The following is a 26,138-nucleotide window of genomic DNA, read 5'->3' as shown; positions in this document are numbered from 1 at the left end:
TTAAGGTGAACGAAGAGAAGTAAGGAAGAGGCAATGAAATGGAGAACTAGTCTCTTCCTTCTCTCTATAATTTATTTAGAGGACAAATTTACTTTTTCTTCAATAATTGAAAATTCATCAAAGAACCCTCTTACTTTTAAGTCCAAGTGATAGGAAGGGTCTTCGAGATTACGGTAAGCCACATCTTTTTGCATAGTAAATACACCAGAAGTATAACTCTCTTTCGCCGTAACCATGGTGATTTGCTTGTCTCTTCCGTTCTCATTTTCTACTTCTACCTCAAATGAATCGCAGGTTACATCGAGGCATTGGACATTATAGTGATTCTTTAACCACAAGGCATAATCCGTAATGTCGGGCTTCATGATGATCAAGAGGATGCTGACCATTACAACGATATATACTGTAAATGAAGCAGCAATGAGTAGGATGTGCTTTATTTTCAAGTCAATACCTCCAAGTTCCATAACATAGCTCATTAACATTTCCTTCTGAATCTACATAAATCAGATAATTCAAATATGTTAAAATATTAACATATTTGAGATTGTGTGCATTGGAAGTTTGGGAAACCTTGTAGTGAACTTAGGAGGGGTAACATGACCATTCGTTTCTTAGAAAGTGAAAGAGTATTCCTTAGACCGATAGAAGAAGGAGACTTGGATATTTTCTACCACCAAGGACTATGGGATTCAGAAGTTAGAAGATTGACAGGAACACAAGCCTTCTTTAGTAGATCTAGTGTAGAGCAGTGGTTTGAAAAGATCTCTGGAGACTCAGGGCGTATAGACCTACTCACTTGCCAGCAGGAAGATGGAACGCCAATTGGGGACATGGCGATGCTAGATATTGACCATTTGAATCGAAAAGCGGTAGTGAGAGTTTCCTTATTTGCTAAGGAGACATGGGGGAAGGGATTAGGCACAGAATCCCTATCTCTACTTTTGGAGTACGGCTTTAAACATCTAAACCTGAATAGTATTGGTTTAGATGTGTTTTCGTATAATAATCGTGCCATTCGTTCTTATGAAAAACTTGGATTTATTCAAGAAGGACGGATACGTGATGCCTTGTATTATGATGGTGAGTACCACGATTCTATTTTAATGGGAATGAAGGAAGACGAATTTCTTAAGCAGCACAAATAGGGAGGGAGCGAATTGGGAGTACTTATTCAACAACCACATGATTTAAAAGAGTTAGCTCACTTTATTGCGAAACTTAATCAAAATCCCTCAACCCATATTGGTTATGCGGGAGATGAAACAGAAGAAATCTATGATACGTTAACATCAGATTTCTCAGATCTTGATCCAGCTTCCTCTTTTTCCGTTTGTTATGAGGATGGGCATCTTGTTGGTGCAATGGGAGTCGATGTTGATCTAAGTGATGGGACTGGGGAAGTCTGGGGCCCTTTCATTATGGAGGTGACACGGTATAGTCTTGCTGAAGAATTATGGAAAGATGTAATGACAAAGTTACAGGGTCATATAAGAACTTATTCTTTCTATATCCATACACGAAATGATTTCGCTCAAACGTTCCTGAAAGGGAAAATGGCCAAGAAGGGCGAAGAGCACCTGGTATTACATATCAATCGTGACAACAAACAAGAGGGTCAAACGCTTTCTGAAACCTATCCCTATACATCTGCAGATTTAGAAGCTTTCAAAGCGTTGCACAACTCCACCTTTCCAAAGACCTACTACAACGCGGAGGCAATTATAGGCCGTCTTAATAAGGATCGGACACTTTTGTTTGCGAAAGATTCTGCTGGTTCTATACAAGGATATGTATATATAGAAGCCAGTCCAAATCATGGTGAAGCGTCAATTGAATACGTGGGAGTTGCACGTGAGTCTAGAAGGAAAGGGATTGGGAAGATGTTAATCTATGCCGCCTTAGACCATATCTTCTCTTATGAAGAAATACAGGAGGTATCAATCTGTGTAGCTAAGAGGAATGAAGCAGCCATTGCTTTGTATAAAGGGGTAGGGTTTATAAAAGATCGTGAATTAGAGCACTATTTAATAAACAAATAGTGGATGAATTAAATTACTGAGATAATGATGTAAGGACTGTCTCATTTTTTCTTTGACTTCCTCATGAATACCATTAATAACGAAATGTTAGAAAAAAGAAACGTTCAAGGTTTTGGAACGTATGGTTAGATACGTAGTGAGGAAGGAGGAGACAGATTGAAAGACATTGTGAAGGGAATTATTGTGGTCATTCTAGCCCTGGCTGTTTGGGATGGACTGAAATACATATGGAGTCTCTTTTTCTAGTCTGTGTGGCGGGTAACAGGGGGGAATTTCAAGAATTTAATGGTCAGAAAGGAGTGTATATACTTGTTAAGTAATTTTGGTATTCCTGGCATAATTCTATTGCTTGTAATGATGGCTATATTTGTAAGTTTCGCAGTGGTTATCGTTAAGAAAATTAGAAAATCATAATTTCATTGATCTCTCTATAAAGAATGATAGATCAAGAGGAAGATGGCCTCTATGTGAAAAGTGTAGGTAACCCTACTTATCCAGAGCTTGTCAAACTTCCTCTTGTAGCACAAGCACAGGATGTATTATATAACTGCGCTTTGTTTCGGTCCCTTTTGCTTAAATAATAGATAAGACACCACAACGGAAGTAATGAGACCACTAGCAATAATCAGGTTGGTTTCAAACCCCAAATTAAATTGTACGACTTGATAAAAGTCAACTACCCACATCGTTAGAAAGAATAAGGAAAGGTAAAACCCAGATCCTAGCTCAGCTTCTTTCCTATTAAATGCTTTGGTTATGACGTATGCAATGAAGGTGGTTATAGCAGAGTAGGCAATAAATGTATAAACATCTCTGCTTGTTAGTTCACCTTCAAAAAGAACAAGGCGATAAGCCCCTAACACAAACATAGATCCTAAAACGATACCGTATAACACCTTTTGAATTAGCCACTTAGCCAATAAGAATCCCCCTTCTATTCGTCGGTTTGCTTCATTCTTTTCAAATTCTACCAAATAATAACTTTTTTGGGAATGATGAATGGTAAGCTTTTTCGATGATAGGAGGGCGGGGATGGTAGATGGTTCCTTTATAGCTGAGCATTTTAACTTGAAGTTTTAAGTAAAAGGAGAGAAGCACATGAACCTCTGGGAACCGATTGCATTTATTTAATGTTTAATAAATTGGTGTTTCCGAAGTACAACAAAACGCAAGAGGTCGAAGTTCATATGTAAGAAGTAAGAGGGAGTCAGTAGTTTTGGCTTCCTCTTTTTTTATTTGTCCTGCCTTTCAACATTCGTTCGTTATCACCCCCCGTATATATGGAGGGTTTCTATTTATTGTTATAAATAGAAACAGGCAACCTGAAATAACCAGGCTAAAATATTCGGCGAGCGATATAAAAAAAGTCATTCAAAATGCCAAGTTTTCATGAGAGAAGAGGGATACATAGTGACGGCAGGACCAGTCTTAAATCAAGTTATAATTGTAGATAAGGCACTTCAGTTAAGAGAAAAAGGATAAACAAGATTGGAAGTGTTAGACAAGAATCCTACAGATGCAAAAATGAAAAAAGAATTCTTCTTCAAAATAAGTTGACAGCGCTTTCATTCGAGAGTATTATTAGGTTAAACGATTACGTAAACGATTACGTAAACGATTACGTAAAAAGGTGGTGATGTTTAGAATGTCTATTGATGATTTAAACAAAGGTGTGAATGTGGGAACACGGGTGAGTATAAAGGATGTCGCCGTTAGTGCGGGGGTATCAACGGCAACAGTTTCTCACGTTATTAATGAGACGCGGTATGTAGCGGAGGAAACAAAGCAGAAAGTGCATGAGGCTATGAGAACTCTAAGGTATAGTCCTAACTCCATTGCACGAAGCCTTCGAAGTCACCAATCTAATGTCATTGGACTAGTGATTCCAGTTAAGAAGAATGATACATCGAATTTCTTCTTTATGTCGATTGCTCACGGAATTGAAAGCACGTTAAAGAAACATGGTTATCAACTTATTCTTAGTAACTCTAATGAAGAGCTTGAGAACGAAAAGAATCAGATTGATATGCTGAACTCCCAAATTGTAGATGGGGTTATACTTGCTCCCACAGTATTAGACCATAATTACCTTGAAAATGAAGCGTATGACTTCCCAATTGTATTTGTTGATCGTAAACCTGAGGGCTACGAAGGGGATTGTGTTTTGGTTGACAATTTCAATGGAACTTATGAAGCTATTAAACTTTTAATTGATAAGGGACACGACAAGATTGGGTATCTCTCAGGACCGCTCGGAATCTCTACTAGTGAGGAGCGATATCAAGGGTACAAACAAGCTTTAGAGGATCATGGTATTGAATACAAAGATGACTTTGTGAGATTTGGTGAAGCCAATTATGAAAATGGGCAGCTTTATACGGAAGAGTTGGTAGATCAAGAGAGTGTATCAGCTATCTTTATTGCGAACAACGTAATGACCATCGGTGCTATGATTACTCTTCAAGAGAAAGACATTGACATTCCTAATAAATTAGCGGTTATTGGATTTGACGATTACGAGTGGACGAAGATTACGAAGCCGCCACTAACCGTCATCAAACAACCAGCCTTTGAACTTGGGGAAAAAGCTGCAGAAGTATTGTTAGAGAAAATAAAAAAATCAACAACACCTAGTAGTGAATATCGTTTACCTACAGAATTAGTGATTCGGGGTTCAAGCTAATCCCCTTTTTTAATAGGTACGTAAACGATTAAATAACCATCAAGTGGAAAGGAGATGACAGTATGAAATCGGCTTATAAACTCTCTGCTGAACATCAAGTAGATACTAAAATAAAGCCAAAAGCCAAGAAAAAGAAATGGTATAAGCAAGTGGCTCAAAATTATGATTTGTATCTATTATTACTACCCACGTTAATTTATTTTTTAATTTTCCATTACATCCCCATGTATGGGGTGATTATCGCTTTTAAAAATTACATGCCTGGCCTTGGTATTCTAGGCAGCCCTTGGGCTGGTTCAGGAGGTATGGAGCACTTTATAAGATTTTTTGAATCCTATCAATTCTGGGACCTAATTCAAAATACAGTTAGCTTGAGTATACTTCAGTTAGTTCTCGGATTCCCTTTACCAATCATTATTGCCTTAATGTTAAACCAACTCATGCATGCTAGGTACAAGAAATTTGTTCAAACGGTAATCTATGCTCCCCATTTCATATCCGTTGTTGTTCTAGTTGGTATGATCTTTGTTTTCTTCTCGACAGACGGATTGATCAATAACCTTATTCTCATGTTTGGAGGCGAACCAGTAAACTTCTTGGCTAGTCCTGAATGGTTTAAGCCACTTTACATAGGCTCAGGCTTATGGCAAGAAACCGGGTGGGGATGTATTATCTATCTAGCAGCACTAGCTGGTGTTAACCCTGAGATTCATGAAGCGGCAATTGTAGATGGAGCAAATAAATGGAAACGAATTCTCCACGTAGACATTCCAGCTATTATGCCGACTGCTGTTATTTTGTTAATTTTATCGGTCGGTAACATTATGAATTTAGGCTTTGAAAAAGCTTTCCTATTACAAACTGACTTAAATAGCAGTGCATCAGAGATTATCCCGACTTATGTATATAAGATGGGTTTACAACAAGCACAATATAGCTTTGCCGCAGCTATCGGTTTGTTTAACGCTGTTATTAATTTAGGATTACTTTGGGCTGTGAACCGATTTGCTAAAAAAGTGGGCGGTTCAGGTATTTGGTAGGAAAGGAGGAGAAAGCATGAGCAGTATATCTAAAGTAGCGCGATCAAGGGAAGATAAAATCTTTGATTTTATTAATTTCACATTACTTACTATTTTTCTAATAGCCATTTTATATCCTTTGTGGTTTGTCATTATTGGATCAATCAGTAATCCAGACCGGATCTTTGCTGGAGACGTTCTTTTCTTACCAAAAGATATTACATTTGAAGGATTCCAGAGGATCTTTGCCGACGGAAAGATCTGGATGGGTTATAGGAATACCATCATTTATACCGTTCTTGGAACGACCGTAAACATTACTTTAACGCTTATGGCAGCTTATGCATTATCCCGAAAAGATTTATTTGGTGGCAAGGTCATTATGTTACTTCTTGTATTTACCATGTTTTTCTCTGGGGGGCTTATTCCTACATATCTAGTTGTTAAGCAATTAGGATTAGTGAATACAATGTGGGCTATGATCCTACCTAAAGCAGTGGCCGTTTGGAATCTGATTGTGGTTAAGACATTTTTCGAAATGACGATTCCTAAAGACTTGTTAGAAGCAGCAAAGATGGATGGGTGTACGAACTTTAATTTCTTTAGAAGAATCGTACTTCCCCTTTCAAAGCCGATTATTGCTGTAATGGTTTTATTCTATGCAGTCGGGCATTGGAACTCTTATTTTGACGCCCTAATTTACTTAAATGATGAAGGGTTGTATCCCTTACAACTTGTATTACGGAGTATATTAGTACAAAACGAAGCCTCTATTAGTATGGTTTCTGATCTAGAATCTTACGCGGCTCAGAAACGAATTGCAGAACTAATTAAATATGGAGTCATTATTGTAGCGACTCTACCATTACTAATCGTGTATCCTTTTATCCAAAAGTATTTTGTAAAAGGCGTAATGATAGGCGGTATAAAAGGATAATTACCTTTGGTTGTACAGCATTTATGCTTTTGATATGGAGTTCAAACCTTTGGTGTAAAGGAGGATTGGTTTGTTCGTGTCATCAACTCATCTAAATTAAATGGAGGGAAAAAGGATGAAGAAAAAATTAGGTGTGCTATCTGCCGTAGTGCTAAGTTCAGCGATGATCCTAGGAGCGTGCAAATCCGAAGAAGCTTCAAGTAATGAAAAAGTAGAGTATAATGAAGAAGGTTTACCGATTGTGGAGGAGAAGGTTTCAATAGAAATGGTAGCACCAAGTGCACCTCTTGCTCCGAATTACAATGAAATGACTTATTTCAAGAGGTTAGAAGAGGAGACAAATGTCCATATTGACTGGAATAACATTCCTGGTGATGGGTATCAAGAGAAAAAGAATTTGATGCTTGCTAGTGATGATTTGCCTGATGCATTTTATGGTGCAGGATTCTCAGATCACGATTTGCTTACTTATGGAAAGAGTGGTGCGATCATCCCGCTCGAAGACTTAATTAAAGAGCATGCCCCTAATTTAAACAAAATGTTAGAAGAGCGTCCTGAAATAAAAAGTGTAATCACAGCTCCAGATGGACATATTTATTCACTGCCTGTCGCTGCTGAGATGGATATCGGCGCAACGCCATTTTTCACCTCTATTAATACGACGTGGCTAGAAAAATTAGATCTAGAAATGCCTACAACATTAGAAGAATATCATGATGTACTAGTAGCTTTTAAAGAGCAAGACCCAAATGGAAATGGAAAACAGGATGAAATTCCATTAAGCTTTATGCATATGTTCTGGACTGCGGATATTGCGGACTTAATCTTTGGCGCCTTTGGTATGCCTGATAACCTTGATCACCGAACAGTTCGTGATGGGGAGGTCATCTTAACAGCATCTCAACCTGAATATAAGGAAGCAATTAAATATTTTCATGGTTGGGTTGAAGAAGGTTTAGTTGATAAAGAATCTTTCACACAAGATATTTCTCAATATCTAGCTAAAGGAAAGACTGAAGATGTCACACTTGGCTCGTACGTTTGGTGGGAGACTGAAGAAGTAGTTGGTCCTGATCGTGCTGATGATTACGCTCTAATGCCACCGCTTGAAGGGCCTAATGGTGATAAATTGGTAGGTCGAGCGAATGGCTCGCAATATAGTCGTGGAGCATTTGTGATCACGAAAGAAAATCAGAATCCAGAAGTAACGATGCGCTGGATTGACCAACAATATGAGCCGTATATGGCAGCTCAAAACTTCTGGGGACCAATTGGCGAGATCTATGAAAAAGATGAGGACGGAAAGTTAGTTAATAAAGAAATTCCTGAAGGGACGACAATGGGAGAATATCGTCAGAAAGTTGCACCGAACCAGATTGGTATTATCTTGCGTGAGCACTTTGGAACGGTGGTTGAAATGGAGCCGCGTGCCAAACAACGCTTAAAAGATTTAAAAAATATCTACATGCCACACATGGCTGAGGAGAAATATCCTAAAGTATCCTTAACCGCCGAAGAACTTGACACAGTAAACCGAATTGAGCCCGAATTGATTGATTATATTGATAAAAAGCGCGCCCAATGGCTAATGAATGGTGGCGTTGAAGAAGAGTGGGACACTTATCTCGAAAAGTTAGAGCAAATTGGTTTAAATGAAATGCTTGAAATTTACCAAGATGGTTTAGAACGTTTCAAAGAGTCACAGAAATAGGAACGATGAGGACAAACAAGCCAGAACGATAGATTGATTGCGTTCTGGCTTGTTTAACTAACAGAGGGATCGATATCATATGATGCGTTCATGCGTTTCGCGCTCTAGTTCTTGTGATAACGAAATATGGTATGCACGCTATGCTGACGTTCTCAGAAGTACACCATTTTATAATGAGTTTTTAATAAGAGCGAGCGGTTGCTAAGAGATGGAGGGTAAGGATATGTCACAAACAACACAAAAAGGAATGGTAGCTCACTGGTCTTTTGATGAAGGGAATGGCAAGAGTGTTGAGGATGTTGTATCTGGGATACATGATCCAATAGATTATGTGTTCAATGAAGCAAAATATCAGAAGCCTAGCGATCCCCAATGGAGGGATGGGATTTTAGGAAAAGCACTCTTGTTTGATGGGTATTCAACGTTTGTGACGCGATCAGCCCAGTCGATACAGACTCCTACAAGTGCTATTACAATTGAAGCATGGGTAGCGCCACGATGTTTTGGTGGGATTGACGACGATCAATTATCGGCCATTGTGAATCAGCATAATCGAGATTTAAAACAAGGTTTCATATTAGGTATGTACAAACACGGATCATGGTCGTTTCAATTCGGTGTAAATGGCGAGTGGATAGAAATTTGGTCGATTGATAACCCACTGCCTGAAAAAGAATGGTCTCACATTGCAGCTACATATGACTCTGAAGAAGCTACCGTTCATTTGTATTTGAACGGCCAAGAAGTATCAAAGAAAACTTTGTCGTATTCCGTTCCTCTAACCCCATCCAAGGAAGATTTGATCATTGGAAAGAATAATTACGGAAAACCGGTAGGGGAGAAGTTCACTCTAAATATGTTTAATGGGTTGATTGATGAGGTGTCGATCTATAAGCGTGCTGTAACTCAGGAAGAAATAAACGACCATATTAGCGCCGTATTATGCTTCTATGGAGGATTGATTCCTGCAATAAAAGATGAGGTATTACAGTTTGATCGAGCGCTCTATGATCAAGATCGTCACCGACCCCAATACCATGTGACGGCACCTGGCCATTGGATGAATGAACCTCATGCCCCCATATACTTTAATGGCCAATACCATCTGTTCTATCAGCATAACCCTCAAGGTCCCTATTGGGGGTATCTACATTGGGGACATTGGGTAAGTGAAGACATGGTTCATTGGCGTGATCTTCCTATAGCACTTACGCCTGAAAAGGAAGCCGTAGATCCTGATGGAGATTGGTCAGGGAGTGCATGTTACGATGAAAATGGAGTACCTGCTCTATTCTTTACGGCCGGGAATAAAGATTGGATTCCTGATCAAATGACCGGGCTTGCGAGGAGTACCTATATTGAAGATGGAGATAATAATCTCACTAATTGGGTGAAGCATCCTGAGCCTATCACCCTTCAGCCAAAAGGGGAAGGGCTACTAAAAGATGATTTCCGTGATCCGTTTGTATGGAAAGAAGAAGATACGTGGTATCAAATTGTCGGAACAGGTATTGAAGGTAGAGGTGGGACTGCTACTGTATTTACCTCTAGAGATTTGTTGAATTGGGAATATCGAGGCTTTCTTTACGAGGCCAATCATGAGAAGTACCCCTATATTGGACCAATATGGGAACTACCTGTCCTTCTACCACTAGGGAAAGGGAAACACATTTTCATCATTAGTCCCGTCGGTGAAGGTGCTGATGTAGAAGTATATTATTGGATTGGGGAATGGAATAAAGAGACGTGCCGTTTCATGCCTGACTTTGAAGAACCAAAGCTTATAGATGTTGGAGATTTTCATTTTACAGGACCAAGCGGAATGATTGACCCTAGAACAGGAAGAGTGATTATCTTCACCATTGCTCAAGGAGAGCGGACAACTCAGGCTGAGTATGATGCTGGCTGGGCTCATAATGGTGGCCTTCCTGTTTCCTTGTCCTTGCGAGACGACGGGGAGTTGGAAGTAGAGCCAATTGAAGAATTGGAAACCTTGCGTGAAGATCGAATTCTATCATTACGGGATAAACGTATAGAAGAAGTCAACCAGGCTTTAGCAGATATCAAGGGAGATATGCTTGAAATAAAGCTAACGTTTGAACGTGGCACGGCCAATAAATATGGTATTTATGTCCGCCAGTCACCTGATCGATCAGAGGAAACGTTAGTGTATTACAACAATCAGGACACAACATTTCAAGTAGACCGTAGCAAAACCACACTTGATCCTGGTGAAATCACTCAGGGTGTTCAAGGTAAAGAAGTGAAGATTGATAATGAGGATATTACCTTGCGTGTCTTTTTGGATCGTTCGATGATTGAGGCTTATTTAAATAAAAGGAAGAGTTTAACGACAAGAGCTTATCCTCTTCAAGAAGACGCAATCGGTCTTTCGTTATACGGAGATGAATCCGTTAATGTTAAATCAATAGATATATGGACGATGAAAGGGATTCACTCGTAACAAGTAGTGGAAATTGAAATTTAAGCTTTATCTAAATTCTTTACAACAAGAGGAGAGCGATCGAATGAGTCTATTAAACAGTAGAATATACAGGTTCACTGAAAGATTAGTTGATTTCCTATTTCTTAACTTCATCTGGCTCTTATTTTGCCTACCTCTTGTTACCGCCTTTCCTGCTACGACTGCTATGTTTGGGGTGGTTCGTAAATGGCATTTAGAAAAAGATGAACAAGGGGTTATTCGATCGTTTTGGGTTCTCTTTAAAGAGAATTTTAAGAATAGCCTTATCATTTCTTTGTTTTGGGTCGCTTCAGCTATATTTTTATATATGGACGTTCGATTGATTAAACCATCGGAGTCGCTTATACAATTGCTTCTATTTATCATTACCATCTTTGGTATAACGATATTTATGAGTGTCACCATGTATTTGTTTTCAGTGCTTGTTCATGTTGATGCAGGTTGGAAAACATCTATTCGTAATGCTTGGTTTATCGCTTTGCTCAATCCGTTTATGACCATAATAGTAATTGCATTGACAGTAATTTGGTTATATGCAGTTTATCTGTATCCCGTACTAATACTGTGTACATCGAGTTTAGTGTCCTATCTATTATATGGAATGAGTCATCGGATTTTCAGAATGTTAAACCACGCATAAATACTTAGGAAAAGAGGGGATCGCATGACTATAAATAGATCTTTGTCTGTAGAAGAACATGAGAAACTTGTAGAAAAAGCGAATGATTATGTCAAGAAAACGTCTCCTGAGGTTCAACAAGACCCTCATCGATTGTCCTTTCATATTATGGCTGAAGCAGGATGGATCAATGATCCTAATGGACTTGTATTCTATAATGGAGAATACCATGTATTCTTCCAACATCATCCATACAGTGCTGATTGGGGACCTATGCACTGGGGACATGTAAAGAGCAAGGACCTTGTTCATTGGGAGCCTCAACCAATTGCTTTAGCACCAAATATGGAATATGACGAAGGTGGATGCTTCTCAGGAAGTGCTGTGGATAATAATGGGGAATTAACGTTAATCTATACTGGGCATGTGGATCATAAGAGCCCTAAAGAAGTGCAATGTGTAGCGGTTAGCCAAGACGGAATTGCCTTCTCAAAGCTTGAGGAAAATCCAGTAGTGTCTATGCCGCCAGCTGAAGGTTCAGAGGACTTCCGTGACCCTAAAGTTTGGAATGAAGGCGGGATATGGTACATGGTTGTAGGTACTGGGAAAGATAATAAAGGGAAAGCTGCTTTATACAGTTCCTCAGACTTAAGAGAATGGGAGTATGTAGGCATTGCCGCCGAAAGTGATGGTACACAAGGTGTGATGTGGGAGTGTCCAGATCTTTTTCCAATTGCTCATAAACATGCATTACTCCTTTCACCGATGGAAATGGAAAATACGAAAACACTGTACATTGTTGGAGATATGGACTACGATACAGGGAAATTTGAGCAAGGTTTTTCACAAGAAATTGATTTTGGTTTTGATTTTTATGCTCCTCAAACACTTATGGATGATCAAGGTCGACGAATTATGATTGGTTGGATGGATATGTGGGGGGAGAAGATGCCTTCTCAAGAAAAAGATTGGGCAGGGTCCATGACCATTCCAAGAGAAGTCCAGCTAGTGGAAGGTCAAAAATTAGCGTTTAAACCAGTAGAAGAGTTAAAGCAATTAAGAGGGGAACGACACTCCTTCTCAAACATCCAAGTCATGGATAATCAGGAAGGATATCTAGAAGGTTTACAAGGAGACACACTGGAGATCAGAGCTCAATTTGATTTGTCTACAGCAACAGCTAGTGAGTTTGGTCTTAAAGTGCGTTGCTCAGGTGATGGTCAAGAAGAAACTTTGGTCGTCTATAACCCTAATACCCAACAACTTTATGTGGACCGAGACCGTTCTGGAATAGGGAACGGTGGAGTGAAAGGTGGTCACCATGAAGTTAAAGATGACCGACTCCATCTTCATTTGTTTGTCGATCGTTCTTCTGTTGAAGTATTCGCTGACGGTGGGATCATGACGATGTCTAACCGTATATACCCATCACCATCCAGTCAGGGAGTCGATGTATTCTCTCGTGAGGGTAAGGTGAACCTTCAATCTCTGCATGCTTGGACATTAAAACCAATGTCATGAATCACCTGCGTGCAATATACTATCATTCATAGAAAACGGACATGAGATTACGTTATCTCATGTCCGTTTGTCAAGGGGAAGTTGTGCTATTTAACTTTAGCTCCGTTGATTAAAGGAATGATCTCAAAGCTTTAAAAGCGCAGTGTACACCATACACTGCGCTTTTACGATTACGTATGATAGGTTAACTCAACTACATCTCCGTGTTGTTTCACTTCATTCAAAGAAAGCTTCTTCTCCTCTAATGGCTTCTCGAAAAGTGGAATTCCATCACCAAGGAGTATGGGCATAGTAAAGATCTTAAATTCATCAATGAGATCTCGAGCTATAAAATCTCTTAAGAGGGAAGCACCTCCAACAATCCAGATATCCTTACCCCTTTGTTTCTTTACTCTTTCTATGAACGCTTCAGGAGCTTCTTTCGTAAATTGGACATGCTCATTCGATCCGGTTTGTGTGGAGGAGAAGACATAATTGGTCTTGTCAGCATAGGGGAATTCATCTGCAAGTTGTAAAACATGCTCATATGTTTTTCTACCCATTAAGGTCGTATCAATCGTTTCCATAAATTCGTAATAGCCGAAGTCACTTCCCCCTTCAAATTGATGCAACCAATCCACACCCCCATTTTGATCAGCAATGTATCCGTCTAGACTTGTAGCAATGTATAATATGACGTTTCGTGACATTGATTTTTCATCCTTTCTCATGTAAAGTCTACTCTCTTACAAGACTTACTATAGCAAGTAACGGTGACAGGTTTTGTCCTATTTTAGAAAGGGAGTGGCAATATGTCTAAATCCTCTCGTTTATTCGAGATTATGATGTATATCAACAAGAAGAGAGCATTTACTGTACAAGAGGTGTCCAATGAATTTGGCCTTTCTACCCGTACTGTACGTAGGTATCTCGATGACTTAAGTGTGATGGGGGTTCCTCTTTATTCTGAGCAAGGGAGAGGAGGAGGATACCGAGTCTTACAAAACAATTGGGCATTTCCGGTTCTTTTTACGAAAGATGAATCCCTTTCCCTATTCTTCGCCTTTCAGTCTTTAGTTCATATGAATGATCTCCCATTCCAAGCAGAGGTTAAGACTTCTTTACATAAGCTTTATCATCAGTTAAATCCTGAAGCGAAGAAGAAAGTTGATGCAATCGAGAATCATGTCCGTTTTTATTCACCGGCCCGTAATGTAAGAAGCCCATTCCTCCAAGATCTTCTCGAGTTCAGCTTGAAGAAGGAGCGTATTCAGGTAACGTATCGTTCAAAAGATAGGGATAAAACATACGTCGTTTTTCCAATGGGGATCTTTGCGCAAGATGGTTTGTGGTATGTGCCTGTTTACGCTTATGAAAAAGAAAAAATTATTCTACTCCGTGCAGACCGGATTCTAAAGCTGGAATCAGCAGGAAAAGATGAAGAAATAAACATGAATCTAAATGATTTCTTTGCTTACACTCCCACGCATAATATGACTACGTTGCGCGCTTTTTTAACCAATGAAGGGGCCAGGCAATGCAGCGGCCATCCTTTATTTCAGGATAACCTTAAAAGAGTTGATGAAGAAACGTGGATTCTAGAAATAAAAGGTGATGAGCAGGAGCTGATCTACTCTGCGCCCTTATTCTATCGCTTAGGGAAGGATGCAAAAGTAAAAGAGCCTCACTCATTAATCGAACGAATTACTTCCCATGCAAGAGAACTATTAAATCACTATGAGTAAAAATTAGAATTGATTGAAAATTTCGAGTGTGCTAAGATAAGCATAACGAATTAGCTAGGAGGTGAATGAAGAGATGGTACACGCTGCGAAGAGCACGATTGATAGTCAATTATTATATATTCATCGTGCGCAAACTCATGATTTTGTTGCAGACGGGACACGTATGTCCTTTTTTAGCAACTTAATATGAGCACAGCGTGTGGGAATCCCTTCATTCAACCTATAGATCGGACCTAGAAACCACACGACAAGTGTGGTTTCTTTTTGTATATACGGAGTACGGGCGTGACCCTTGAGAAACCATTCTCAAGGGCTTTTTGCGTTTAATAATAACCATAATCGGAGGAAAACAATATGTTAGTGACGATGAAAGATATAAAGAAAATCGTAAGCGGGGATTTATTATTTGAAGAGATCAACTTTGAGATCCATGAAGGGGATAAAGTAGGCCTAGTGGGTCGTAACGGAACGGGGAAGTCTACGCTCTTTAAACTGATTTCAGGATTAGAGGAAGCAGATGAGGGGGAGCGTTTTGTGAGGAAACAGGCAACCATCGGCTATCTGGAACAGTTGCCGGACTTTAATAATGGAAGCGTTCAGGAATATTTGAAAGAAAGCTTTACGGAAGTTCTTGCTTTAGAGAGAAGAATGATCGAACTGGAGACGTTGATGCAGCAGCCTGAACAATTAGAAAAAGCCATGAATGAATACGGCTCTCTTCAAGATCAATATGCTCGCTTAGGAGGATATGAGCTTCAAGCAACGATTGAGAAAGTAGCGCATGGACTCGGGGTTGAAGGATTATTGGATGCTTCTTTTGAACATTTAAGTGGCGGTGAACAGACAAAGGTAGGGTTAGCGCGTCTCTTATTACAAGAACCGGATGTTCTTCTTCTGGATGAGCCAACAAACCATCTTGATCTCGAAGCCATCGAGTGGCTGGAAGGATTTATTCAAGGTTACACAGGAGCGGTATGGATCATTTCACACGATAGAACCTTTTTAGATCATACCGTGACGAGGATTATGGATTTAGAACAAGGAGAGCTGCTTCAGTATGAAGGGAACTTCTCATCCTTTGTAAATCAGAAAGAAGAGTTCCTGCTAGCGGAGTTTAAAGCCTACCAGGAGCAGCAAAAGAAGATTAAGAAAATGAAAGAAGCTATTAAGCGATTGCGGCAGTGGGCGAATGAAGCCAACCCACCAAGTGAGAAGCTGTTCAGAAAAGCCAAAAGCATGGAAAAGGCCCTGGAGAAGATGGAGAAGAAAGAGAAGCCTTTACTTGATGCGAAGAAGATGGGATTAAGCCTTGAAGCCAATGAACGGAGCGGGAATGATGTACTCATTGCTGAAGAGGTATGGAAACGGTATGGAAATCGGAATGTGTTAGCAGGAGCTAGACTTCACCTCCGTTTTAAGGACCGTCTTGCCATTGTTGGAAGAAATGGAAGCGGTAAGACGACCCTTCTTCGGTTACTGATGGAACAAGAGATGCCAGATGAGGGCTGTATCAAATCTGGGGCTGGGGTTCGCCTTGGTTATCTCCCTCAACATCCTTTGAAGGAAGTAGATGGGAACTTACGTATGATTGACTACTTCAGGGAACAAATCTCGGTTACAGAAGGACAGGCCCGTCATATCTTAGCAGGATTTATGTTCTTTGGATATGCGGTTTTCCGAAAGATCGGTCAGCTAAGCGGAGGAGAGCAAATGCGTGTGAAGCTCGCCATCTTTATGCATCAGGGAGTCAACCTGCTTATATTAGATGAGCCGACTAACCACTTGGATATTGAATCTCAGGAAGTATTAGAAGAAGCCCTTCAGCATTTTAATGGAACGGTCCTTGCTGTATCCCATGATCGTTTCTTCCTTAATCGATGCTTTAGCGAATGTGCATTTTTAGAGGACGGAAAGCTGTACCGATACAACCGGCCATTTGATGAGGCTCGATTGAAGCATGAGGAGAATAAGGTAGTAAAAGAGCCTGAGAAGGAACATAGGAAGCTAAAGAAAGTTCAGGAGAAGCAGCCGGAAATGCCTGATTATGAAGGGATGATTGAAGCTTTAGAGATAGAGATTACCTCCTTAACAGAAAAGATGAATACTGAAGAGGACTTGGAAGTGTTAATGGAACTTCAGCAAGAAAAACAGGTTCTCGAAAAGAAAATAGAAGAGACATATGAGGAATGGTTGGGGGACTGAGTCTTTCCGAAAGGTCTGCAATATAAGGTTAGCTTGAATCAATCGAGCAAAACAATATAGGAAGAGGTAGAACAAAATGAGTCATAATTCAATTCAACAAATGTGGGATGACTTTAAGAAGGAAAACCCACAAGCACCGGAGGACTATGAGGCCTGGGCGTTTGGTGATTCGAAGGAGATGGCAGATGAACTGGCTGAACTGGTCCTCACTGGTACCAAAACGGCCACAGCTTCTAATTATCTAGCCTATGAAGAAACAGAGCCATTACCATATGTTGGTCTTCACAACATTATTCTTGATGGAGAAGGTAGAGCAGTAGCGATTGCTGAAACGATTTCCGTTGAAGTTGTCCCTTTTAATGAAGTGACCGAGGAGCATGCTTATTTAGAAGGGGAAGGGGATCGAACGTTGAAGTTCTGGCGTGAGGAACATGAGTCTTTTTTTAAAAAGGAGTTAGAGGAAGTAAATCAAGAGTTCCATCATAGGATACCCGTAGTATGTGAGAGGTTTAAAGTGTTATATAGCTAAATGAAGATTACACGATAAAATATTCAAGAGCGGAGATCAGAATATGAATGAAATTACAATGGTTGCTGCAGAGAACACTAATTTTTGTGTCGAATATCTATACAAAGTAGACGGTTATCATACCATGAGGTTTATAGTTGAATCTCAAGGGTTTAAAGGAGCATCGAATTTCTGTATATCAAATGTTGATTTAATAGAAGTTCTTACAAAATCAGAGTCGGTTCTAAAAGAGTTAAGAGGAAGCGTTGAAATTAGTGATCAAGATTCTGATGCTCATATCATGATGACTATGACAAGATTTGGGCACCTAGTTGTGAATGGGCAAATCGGTGGTTCGTGTGATGATCACTCTTTAAAGTTTACTTTTGATAGTGACCAGACTATATTAGATAAGTTGAGATCCTTTTTGAAAGATAACATTGAATGAGTGAGTTTTTTCGAGCACACAATGGCGTATTCCATGTGTGCTCGTTTTTCTATTTTATGGTTACTAATTCTTGAGGATTCAACATCCCCTGCGGGACGATGAACCTGTCCCTATGTCCCGTAGTATATTCCAAATTATGATGTATATTATAAGAAAGAGTGTGATAGAAGGTTGTTTCTTGCAACTGCTCCATGTGATGGGGAGAGGACTGCGTGTCTTAGAAAAAGGGGACAGTGTATTTTCCTATCGTTGCTATTATTCTGTGCTCATTTTGCTAATGCTTGTTTAAAGTAGTATCTTAAGGGGGAATCGTGCATGTTAGGCTCATATGCAAATAACCATAGGAGGACAATCAGGACATTTTACTCTTTTTTAAGAGTGTTTCTATGTTTTGGTAAAAATTAAGTAGAAGGATTTTTAAGAAGGTTTATAAAAGGAGAGCGCACATGGAACTTCACGAATTAGACAACATCCTAAAAACTGTGGAATCTGAAAGTAAAAGTGTACGTCCCAAAACATTAATAAAAGGAATTTCCTGTAACTCACAAGATATTCAGGAAGGTTTTCTATTTATTGCAATCAAAGGATACCAGCAAGATGGTCATCGTTTTATTAGTAAGGCAATCGAAAATGGGGCATGTGGAGTTATAGGTGAAAAGAAGATCACCGATTTATCCGTTCCTTATTTTCAAGTAGATAACAGTCGAAATGCTTTAAGCACAATAAGTAATCATTTTTATAACTTTCCTACGAATGGAAAAATTGTGATCGGTGTCACAGGTACAAACGGAAAGACCAGTACAAGCTATCTTTTAAGACAAATATTAGAAGGTAATGGTTTTTCTTGTGCGCTTTTTGGTAGCACTAAAAACATCATTAATGGTAAGAATTATCCAACGGTTAATACTACTCCAAACTTATTAGAAATAAACAGACTTTTAGCTGGGAGTAAAGATGACGTGGTGATTATTGAAGTGTCGTCTCATGCTTTAACACAGCATAGAGTTGAAGGAATTTATTTCGATTATGCCTTGTTCACCAATCTTTCTCAAGATCATTTGGATTATCATGGTTCTATGGAAGAATACTTCCAGGCTAAGAGGAAGCTTTTTGAGATGTTGAAAGACGAAGGAAAAGCAATCATTAACACGGATGACTTGTGGGGGGAGCAATTAGCAAGGCAGCTTGAGGATAAAAATATTCCAACGCTAGCCATTGGGGAGAATGAAAAAAGCGATGTGAAACTGGCAAGCTATACAACTAACCCGCCGAGCTTACTGTTAAAGGAAAATAATGAAAATATCTCAATCAGGCCTTCTTTATACGGGTTACATAACATGTATAACATAGCTATGGCATATGGAACTGCCAAACAAATCGGAGTAGATACGAAAGGTGCTATTTCCGCGATTCAGCACTTTCAGGGAATTGAGGGGAGGTTTGCTCTTACTGAATTAAGTAATGGGGCTACGCTTGTTGTAGATTATGCCCATACCCCTCATGCTCTGCTAAATTGCTTGAATACTGTAAGAGAAAACAGTGAGGGCAAGCTTATCCATATCTTTGGATTTAGAGGAGATAGGGACCCGGGCAAGAGAAAGGATATGGTATCGATCTCATCTGAAATGAGTGATCGATATATTCTTACCTTCGATGACCTGAATTCCGTTTCTCCTGAGGAAATGAATAATACATTAATCAGCTATCAAGAAAGGTATGGGAATGATAAGGGAATTGTGATCACTGATCGTACATTGGCAATTGAGAAAGCTGTAAAAATGGCTGAAATGGGGGATTGGATTGTAATTACTGGTAAAGGTCATGAGAAGTACCAGCAACACTATCATTATCCCGTTAACAATGATGAAGAGGCAGCCATTTACCTTACTAAAGCAAAGGATTAGTACGAATGAAAACAGTTCGGGGCAACGTATACCGCGAACTGTTTTTTAAAGTTTTTTAAATAAAAAGTAAATGAGAGTAAGTTTTTTGAGGGTCGGTTTTTAATCTTGGTCTTTATGGTTTTTGTAATTTTTCTCTACGATATATGTAACAAAGCCAAGAGAGAGCAGTCCAATACCTCCGAAAATAATTGCAATAACATCAAGTGTGGAATCTTTAATAGTAAATAGTGATGAAAATAAGCTAATACCGACAATAGACAGGAATAACCAGTGAGAATACCTTGAAAGAAATTGCTTCATCGTTAGCCACCTTTACGATCTTCGCTATACTCTACTTTAAGAATCATTTTTTCTAACAGATTAACTAAAAAAATCCATTTCCTAATTCCATAATTCTACATAAGTATCATAGTTCCTTTTGAATTAGTCATGTTGAGTCTATTCCTCATGCTTATCCCATACAATTTAATCTAGGAATCTATAAGTGAGGTGTTTTGTATGGATAAGAAAATGGGGTGGGGCCTCTTCGTCGGAAGAGTAATTCTTGGTGTGATTATGATGGCTCATGGATTTCAAAAGCTTGGTCATATGGAGAATACGGTTCAGATGTTTAGTAAATTAGGTCAGCCAGAATGGTTAGCTTATGTTACAGCAGTTATTGAAGCAGTAGGCGGCCTCTCTCTATTAGTTGGACTCTTTGTAGTACCATCTGCGATCTTACTCGGAGTAACGATGGTTGGGGCGATTGTACTTGTTAAGCTTCCTGCGGGATTGATTGGAGGGTTTGAATTTCCTCTTGCATTACTTGGGCTGTCCATTATATTGGCGGTAACGGGGAGTGATAAACTGTCGGTTTCACACCTGTTAAATAATAAACATGGCTTGAAATAAGAACGTATGAGAGTTCTTATTTTTTTGAGTCGCACTTAATTGTTGCATTTTTCATATTTTACAGACATCTCATTGTCCTTTATACTACTGTTCAAGTTCTATATACAATTGAGCACAACGAGAGGGGATGCAGCATGTTACAGCAAATCGACGATAAAATTAGACAAGCCTTTAATCACTTACATAATAATGGGGAAATCAGCTGGCAGGAATATAAGACGACGAAATACATCGAGGAGATTCTCCAAAGCTACGGATGCGCAACGGAAACCTTTGAAGATTGTCCTGGGGTCGTAGGGAAGTATGGGAATTTTGACGGGACCGTACCTGTTGTAGCTTTGAGAGCAGATATTGATGCGCTTTGGCAGGAAGTCAACGGGACACAATGTGCAAATCACTCCTGCGGTCATGATTCTCATATGGCCATGGTGCTTGGAGTTTTATATCTTATACATAGTCTTGAAGATTTGAAAGATCAAGTAGCGGTCAAATTCATTTTTCAACCCGCTGAAGAGAAAGCTGCCGGTGCGCTCAAAATGGTCGAGCTTGGTGTGGTCGAAGATGTTGATTATTTATTTGGGGTACATTTGAGGCCTCAAGCAGAAGTGGAGGATGGCTTTGCAACACCAATGATTGGTCACGGTGCGACGAAGCTGATGGAAATTGAAATCGATGGAGAGGATGCTCACGGGGCGAGACCTCATCTGACTCATAATGCAGTGAATGTAGGTACGCAACTAGTGAACGCAATCAATCAGATTCGTATGAACCCAGGAGTCCCTCATTCCGCAAAAGTAACGAAATTCCATGCTGGCGGTCCGAATACAAACATCATTCCTGGTAAGGCTTCTCTTTCACTCGATCTAAGAGCGCAAACGAATCCCGTTATGGCTGAACTAGAAGAGCAAGTAGAGCACATCTTTAAGTCGATTGAATTCCAGTATGGTACGACCATTAAAGTTGGCGCAATTAATCAAATTGCAGCCGCCATGACGAATGAAGAGGCGATTGAAGTGATGAAAGGGGCAATCGAATCAGAGTTAAGCGCTGACTATACGTTGGAACCGACCGTAACTCCAGGAGGGGACGATTTCCACTTCTATACCATTAAGAAGCCTGAACTAAAAGCGACCATGCTTGGGCTAGGGTGCGATCTAAACCCTGGATTGCATCATCCATATATGACATTTAATCAAGACCGAATGATTGATGGGGCGAGGATCCTAACGCGTGCTGTGTTAAATGTGTATGGGTTAAATAAAGAGTTCTCTAACTAAGTTTGATAGGATCTGCCCTTCTGAGTTGAAGGTCAGATCCTTTTTCTAATTTCTCTCTTTTTCGCTTGTGGTAAAAATAACCATCGTGTAGAGTGATAGTCAGATAGATTTTACATATATCTCAGATTTGTGTGGGCGGGAGACAACACTTAATAGTGAAATGGGGGGTTGGATGGACTATTTAGATATTTTCAACGAGATTGTAGAAATTGCCCACCGCGATTATGCTGGATGGAAAGATAAACTAGGGTGGGATAATCCGGAGCCATTTAGAAAGGTGTTAAAAGAATCAAACCTGACGCCAGAGGAGTTTGGGGAACTTGTTCAAGATTACTTACTAGCTTTCAACGATCACCACTTCTATTTTGTAGTTAAAGGAGAGAATTCCTGGGACCGAGGCTTTCGGGTTAGGCGGTGTGAAGATCGTTTATATGTGACGGAACTAAAAGGAGAAAATCGTCTTTCAAAAGGACAAGCCATTTTCTCTGTGAACCAGATTCCGATTCCAGAACTCGTCCAATCTCATTCATTGGAACTTCGTGAAAAGGGGTCAGAACGAGAATTATGGAAAGGCGTATTAGAGAAGTACCAAACGATAGAAGTAGAAGACGAGTATGGAACGATTCATAGTGTGGAGATGAAGCGCCATAGAAAGGAAGCATATACGCCTGTTCATTCCATACAAGTGCTAAATGAAGATACTCTCCTCATGAAACTAAGTGATTTTGTTACCCCAGAGCCCATTACAGCTTTAATGTGTGAGAATAAGGAACTCTTGTATACATACCCGAATTTAATAGTAGATCTTCGAGACAACATGGGTGGGAATGACTCGGCCTTTTATGGATTGGCGCCTTATTTATTCCCTGAAGGGCGTACCATTATCGAGCCTTATGAGGATAACTTCATGTTGTATAACTGTACCGAGGCGAATGCGGAGCGGGTATTCAACGACTTTGAATCTTATCGTAAGGAAACGGAAGCCCCTCATACGCTAGAGGTCTTGTCAGTGATTGAAAGCGAGTGGAGAAAACATGAAGGAGAAGGGCTAGTCCGCTTTGACCTTTCAGATCTAGAAGAGAGGTTTGTAGTAGAAGGCTACGAGTATCCAAGACAAGTGGTTCTGTTAACCGATATTTCGACGATTAGTTCAGCTGAATCCGTTGTAGAAGTATCAAAGCATTCAAAGATTGTGACCACAATGGGAAGAAGTACTCTTGGAGTGAATGACTATGCCAATTTAATTGAGGCTTCGTGGGGAGACCAGTTTAAACTTATGATCCCAAGTACAAAGCTCTTAAGAGTAGATGAAGGTAGAGGAATGAATGGTTTAGGAATTAAGCCTGATATTCATATTCCATGGACACCTGAGCATATCAAGAGGGATGTGGATGTTGAAGAGGCGTTGGTATATTTGGGAAAAGATAAGGACGAAGTTAAATACCGCGGAAAGCGCGAAGCGATTGAGGAGGCCTTTAAAACAAAGAGGAAGTTCGACTAAGACCGTCACGTCCTGTGACAACGTCGAACGACCCCACGTCGTGTGGGGCCGCGGAAAGCGAGTGATTTCCCGAACCACCTTACCCTCTATAAAAGCAAACGGACACATTCTTTACTCAACCTTTTCTCAAACAATTCTTCCTAATCATGGTAAAAGAACGGTGGAGGTGACGATTCGTTGAGCCGTAAGAAAAGGAAAGAACACAAGAGTTCTCCTCTTTTGTATCTCGATGTCTTCTTTGAGGTACTCTTATATCTTCCCCGAGTAATCGGGAAGATGGTAAAATGGATCGTGGAAGCAATCTAACCGTTGCTTCCTTCTTCTCTTTATTCCCCATCTTTCTATCCTTCCCCTTGCCTTCTCTATCATCTCATAGTACAGTTGTGTTTCGTTGAAAGGAGTGGAGACCATGACGCGAGTGGTCATCTTAGCCGAGAAACCATCTCAAGCGAAAGCCTACGCTGACGCATTTCAAATTAAAGAAAAAACGAAAACATACATCGAACTAAAACCAGATAGCACTTTTCCAGAAGGTGCCACAATTACATGGGGAATCGGTCACCTTGTTGAATTGAAAGAACCTCATGATTATAAACCAGAATGGAAAAAATGGAAGCTTGATCAGTTACCGATTGTCCCGGATCAATTTTATGAGAAGGTCTCAAGCGGGAAGTGGGAGCAGTTTAAGGCCGTGAAGTCACTATTCCAGAAAGCGGACGTGATTATTAATGGAGCAGATGTCGACCGAGAAGGCTCTAATATTTTCTATAGCATTCTTCGCCTCACTGGTGTGAAGGGGAAACCGGTTAAGCGTTTATGGATCAATTCTCTTGAGAAAGACGAAGTCCGGAAAGGGTTTAACCAGCTTCAAACGAATGAGAAGGATCTGCTTCTCTTTGATGAAGCGAAAGCCCGTCAGATTAGCGACTGGATGGTGGGGATCAATGCGAGTCGACTGTTTACCGTCCTTCTTCAAAAGAAAGGATTTTCAGGTTATCTTTCAATTGGACGAGTTCAGTCTCCAACCGTGTATTTAATCTATCAAAGGCAAAAAGAGATTGAGAACTTTGTCTCCGAACCTTTCTACCAAATTGAAGGAGTCTTCCAAGCAGAGAAGGGGAGCTATAAAGGCTTAGCCAAGATTAAAGAGAAAGACAAAGCTAAAGTCCAAGCGCTTATGGATCAGCACGGTCTGAAAGAGAAGGAAGACATTCATGGAACCGTTCAAAGCGTTGATAAGAAGACGAAGCACCAGAAATCTCCGAAGCTTCACTCTCTGTCGACGTTACAAAGTATAGCCAACAAGCGCTGGAAGTATAGCCCATCACAGGTGCTTAAAACGATGCAAAAGCTGTATGAGAAGCGTCTCGTTACCTATCCGCGTACAGATTGTAATTACATTACGGATAACGAATTCTCATACTTGGTGAAGAATCTAGGACGTTATCAGGAAGCGATGAACGTCTCGTTTACCCCTGCCTCGACAAGACCAAGCAAACGCTACGTCGACAGCAGCAAAGTTCAGGAGCACTATGCCATCATCCCGACTAAAACAGTCCCGACCCAAAACAAAATCAATGGACTAAGCCAGGAAGAGAAGAACATTTATAGTGAAATCATGCTCAATACACTTGCCATGTTCCATGAGGACTATGTGTATGAAGAAACAACGATCATGACGGATGTAAAAGGTCTGGCGTTCAAATCAACCGGCCGAACGGAAGTGAAGCGGGGCTGGAAGGAACTCTTTCCAAAACCCGCTAAGTCCAAGCAAGAGAAAGACCCCTTATTACCAGAAGTGAAAAACGGGGAAGAAGTAGGTGCCCGTCTTCATATTAAAGAAAGTATGACACAGCCACCCAAGCCTTATACAGAAGGTCAATTGATCAACATGATGAAAACATGCGGGAAGCTTATTGATAACGAGGAAGACGTTGAGATTCTTAAAGAAGTCGAAGGCCTCGGTACAGAAGCAACCCGATCTGGCATCATAGAAACGATCAAAGCCCAGAAGTATATCGAAGTAAAGAAGAACATTGTGTACGTAACCGAGAAAGGAATTACCCTTTGTGAAGCGATTGAAGGCACGCTTCTATCAAGTCCAGCCATGACGGCGAAATGGGAATCTTACCTCAAGAAAATCGGTAACGGACAAGGATCTAAACAAACCTTTATTAAGCAAACGAATCAATTCATTCATAAACTTATAGAAGAAACGCCTGCGTCGATTGAAAAAGTACAAGTACGTGACACAGGCGAAGGGAACAAAAAGAAATACAACACACCCATTGCCAAGTGCCCAGCCTGTCCAACAGGATCGATTGTCGACCGCTATAAGTTTTATGGGTGTTCTGCCTATAAGGAAGGGTGTAAAGTATCCTTCCCTAAAAAGCTAGCCGGTAAAACGTTAACGCAAAATATGATTAAAACCCTCTGTGAGAAGAAGCAGACGAAGGTATTGAAAGGGTTTAAAGGTAAGAAGCCGTTTAGTACCGCTCTGAAGTTGGATCAAGAGTATAAGATTAAGTTTGATTTTGAGAAGAAAGCTTAATTATTCGCCGCTATTTCTAAGGAGTAGCGGCGAATTATGTTTTTAATGATAAATTGATGTTTATATCAATAAAATAAGCAGTCCAATTATTACGGATAATTGGACTGCTGTTTCG

Annotated in this window: 23 protein-coding genes; 19 read left to right on the top strand and 4 right to left on the bottom strand. The window is 40.1% G+C overall.

Annotated features, from left to right (window positions below):
* Positions 1-71: 71 nt before the first annotated feature.
* Positions 72-479: a hypothetical protein gene (locus IMZ31_RS11815; RefSeq protein WP_207527574.1), complete on the bottom strand. Its 408-nt coding sequence runs from the start codon at positions 477-479 to the stop codon at positions 72-74.
* Between the two features lie 120 nt (positions 480-599).
* Here IMZ31_RS11815 and IMZ31_RS11810 point away from each other — a divergent pair, with 120 nt between their 5' ends.
* Together IMZ31_RS11810 and IMZ31_RS11805 are read left to right on the top strand one after the other, a co-directional pair.
* The gene (locus tag IMZ31_RS11810) at positions 600-1,148 is read left to right on the top strand and encodes a GNAT family N-acetyltransferase (protein WP_207527573.1); all 549 of its coding nucleotides are present in this window, start codon (positions 600-602) and stop codon (positions 1,146-1,148) included.
* A gap of 12 nt (positions 1,149-1,160) precedes the next feature.
* On the top strand, positions 1,161-2,042 hold the full coding sequence (locus IMZ31_RS11805; RefSeq protein ID WP_207527572.1) for a GNAT family N-acetyltransferase: 882 nt from the start codon (positions 1,161-1,163) through the stop codon (positions 2,040-2,042).
* A gap of 539 nt (positions 2,043-2,581) precedes the next feature.
* Here the strand turns inward: IMZ31_RS11805 and IMZ31_RS11800 are convergent.
* Positions 2,582-2,962, bottom strand: coding sequence for a hypothetical protein (locus tag IMZ31_RS11800; RefSeq protein ID WP_207527571.1), 381 nt, complete (start codon positions 2,960-2,962; stop codon positions 2,582-2,584).
* A 725-nt stretch (positions 2,963-3,687) separates the two neighbouring features.
* On the opposite strand from IMZ31_RS11800, the gene IMZ31_RS11795 reads away from it, so the two are divergent.
* The 7 genes from IMZ31_RS11795 (at position 3,688) to IMZ31_RS11765 (ending at position 13,017) form a co-directional block, all read left to right on the top strand.
* Positions 3,688-4,725, top strand: a complete 1,038-nt coding sequence (locus IMZ31_RS11795) for a LacI family DNA-binding transcriptional regulator (RefSeq protein WP_207527570.1) — start codon at positions 3,688-3,690, stop codon at positions 4,723-4,725.
* Positions 4,726-4,787: 62 nt separating this feature from the next.
* The gene (locus IMZ31_RS11790; RefSeq protein WP_207527569.1) at positions 4,788-5,765 is read left to right on the top strand and encodes an ABC transporter permease; all 978 of its coding nucleotides are present in this window, start codon (positions 4,788-4,790) and stop codon (positions 5,763-5,765) included.
* Positions 5,766-5,781: 16 nt separating this feature from the next.
* Positions 5,782-6,681 (top strand): carbohydrate ABC transporter permease, encoded by a 900-nt coding sequence (locus tag IMZ31_RS11785; RefSeq protein WP_207527568.1) that lies wholly within the window; start codon positions 5,782-5,784, stop codon positions 6,679-6,681.
* A 115-nt stretch (positions 6,682-6,796) separates the two neighbouring features.
* A complete protein-coding gene (locus tag IMZ31_RS11780) occupies positions 6,797-8,392 on the top strand; it encodes an ABC transporter substrate-binding protein (protein WP_207527567.1) in 1,596 nt (531 codons plus the stop codon).
* Positions 8,393-8,615: 223 nt separating this feature from the next.
* The gene (locus tag IMZ31_RS11775; protein WP_207527566.1) at positions 8,616-10,856 is read left to right on the top strand and encodes a LamG-like jellyroll fold domain-containing protein; all 2,241 of its coding nucleotides are present in this window, start codon (positions 8,616-8,618) and stop codon (positions 10,854-10,856) included.
* A 64-nt stretch (positions 10,857-10,920) separates the two neighbouring features.
* Positions 10,921-11,517: a YesL family protein gene (locus IMZ31_RS11770; RefSeq protein WP_207527565.1), complete on the top strand. Its 597-nt coding sequence runs from the start codon at positions 10,921-10,923 to the stop codon at positions 11,515-11,517.
* A gap of 24 nt (positions 11,518-11,541) precedes the next feature.
* Complete coding sequence (locus tag IMZ31_RS11765) at positions 11,542-13,017, top strand: glycoside hydrolase family 32 protein (RefSeq protein WP_207527564.1); 1,476 nt, start codon at positions 11,542-11,544, stop codon at positions 13,015-13,017.
* A 170-nt stretch (positions 13,018-13,187) separates the two neighbouring features.
* On the opposite strand, the gene IMZ31_RS11760 is transcribed toward IMZ31_RS11765, so the two are convergent.
* The gene (locus IMZ31_RS11760) at positions 13,188-13,706 is read right to left on the bottom strand and encodes a dihydrofolate reductase family protein (RefSeq protein ID WP_207527563.1); all 519 of its coding nucleotides are present in this window, start codon (positions 13,704-13,706) and stop codon (positions 13,188-13,190) included.
* 102 nt (positions 13,707-13,808) lie between these two features.
* On the opposite strand from IMZ31_RS11760, the gene IMZ31_RS11755 reads away from it, so the two are divergent.
* The 6 genes from IMZ31_RS11755 (at position 13,809) to IMZ31_RS11735 (ending at position 19,803) form a co-directional block, all read left to right on the top strand.
* On the top strand, positions 13,809-14,741 hold the full coding sequence (locus IMZ31_RS11755; RefSeq protein WP_207527562.1) for a helix-turn-helix transcriptional regulator: 933 nt from the start codon (positions 13,809-13,811) through the stop codon (positions 14,739-14,741).
* A 73-nt stretch (positions 14,742-14,814) separates the two neighbouring features.
* Positions 14,815-14,931, top strand: coding sequence for an RAxF-45 family protein (locus IMZ31_RS24755; protein ID WP_369094772.1), 117 nt, complete (start codon positions 14,815-14,817; stop codon positions 14,929-14,931).
* A gap of 164 nt (positions 14,932-15,095) precedes the next feature.
* Positions 15,096-16,943: a ribosomal protection-like ABC-F family protein gene (gene abc-f / locus IMZ31_RS11750; protein WP_207527561.1), complete on the top strand. Its 1,848-nt coding sequence runs from the start codon at positions 15,096-15,098 to the stop codon at positions 16,941-16,943.
* 76 nt (positions 16,944-17,019) lie between these two features.
* The gene (locus tag IMZ31_RS11745; protein WP_207527560.1) at positions 17,020-17,472 is read left to right on the top strand and encodes an ASCH domain-containing protein; all 453 of its coding nucleotides are present in this window, start codon (positions 17,020-17,022) and stop codon (positions 17,470-17,472) included.
* Between the two features lie 43 nt (positions 17,473-17,515).
* Positions 17,516-17,899 carry a hypothetical protein gene (locus IMZ31_RS11740; protein WP_207527559.1) on the top strand — a complete coding sequence of 128 codons (384 nt, stop codon included), beginning with the start codon at positions 17,516-17,518 and terminating at the stop codon, positions 17,897-17,899.
* A gap of 446 nt (positions 17,900-18,345) precedes the next feature.
* The gene (locus tag IMZ31_RS11735) at positions 18,346-19,803 is read left to right on the top strand and encodes a UDP-N-acetylmuramoyl-L-alanyl-D-glutamate--2,6-diaminopimelate ligase (protein WP_207527558.1); all 1,458 of its coding nucleotides are present in this window, start codon (positions 18,346-18,348) and stop codon (positions 19,801-19,803) included.
* Positions 19,804-19,902: 99 nt separating this feature from the next.
* On the opposite strand, the gene IMZ31_RS11730 is transcribed toward IMZ31_RS11735, so the two are convergent.
* Positions 19,903-20,103, bottom strand: coding sequence for a hypothetical protein (locus IMZ31_RS11730; RefSeq protein ID WP_207530471.1), 201 nt, complete (start codon positions 20,101-20,103; stop codon positions 19,903-19,905).
* Positions 20,104-20,301: 198 nt separating this feature from the next.
* Here IMZ31_RS11730 and IMZ31_RS11725 point away from each other — a divergent pair, with 198 nt between their 5' ends.
* The 4 genes from IMZ31_RS11725 (at position 20,302) to IMZ31_RS11710 (ending at position 26,023) form a co-directional block, all read left to right on the top strand.
* On the top strand, positions 20,302-20,694 hold the full coding sequence (locus IMZ31_RS11725) for a DoxX family protein (protein ID WP_207527557.1): 393 nt from the start codon (positions 20,302-20,304) through the stop codon (positions 20,692-20,694).
* A 134-nt stretch (positions 20,695-20,828) separates the two neighbouring features.
* On the top strand, positions 20,829-21,971 hold the full coding sequence (locus IMZ31_RS11720) for a M20 peptidase aminoacylase family protein (RefSeq protein ID WP_207527556.1): 1,143 nt from the start codon (positions 20,829-20,831) through the stop codon (positions 21,969-21,971).
* Between the two features lie 172 nt (positions 21,972-22,143).
* Positions 22,144-23,472: a S41 family peptidase gene (locus IMZ31_RS11715; RefSeq protein ID WP_207527555.1), complete on the top strand. Its 1,329-nt coding sequence runs from the start codon at positions 22,144-22,146 to the stop codon at positions 23,470-23,472.
* A gap of 409 nt (positions 23,473-23,881) precedes the next feature.
* A complete protein-coding gene (locus IMZ31_RS11710) occupies positions 23,882-26,023 on the top strand; it encodes a type IA DNA topoisomerase (RefSeq protein ID WP_207527554.1) in 2,142 nt (713 codons plus the stop codon).
* Positions 26,024-26,138: the final 115 nt, after the last annotated feature.

The sequence above is a fragment of the Pontibacillus sp. ALD_SL1 genome, from assembly GCF_017355605.1.
Note: the sequence above shows the minus strand (reverse complement) of the source record. Positions and strands in the feature narration are given on the sequence as shown.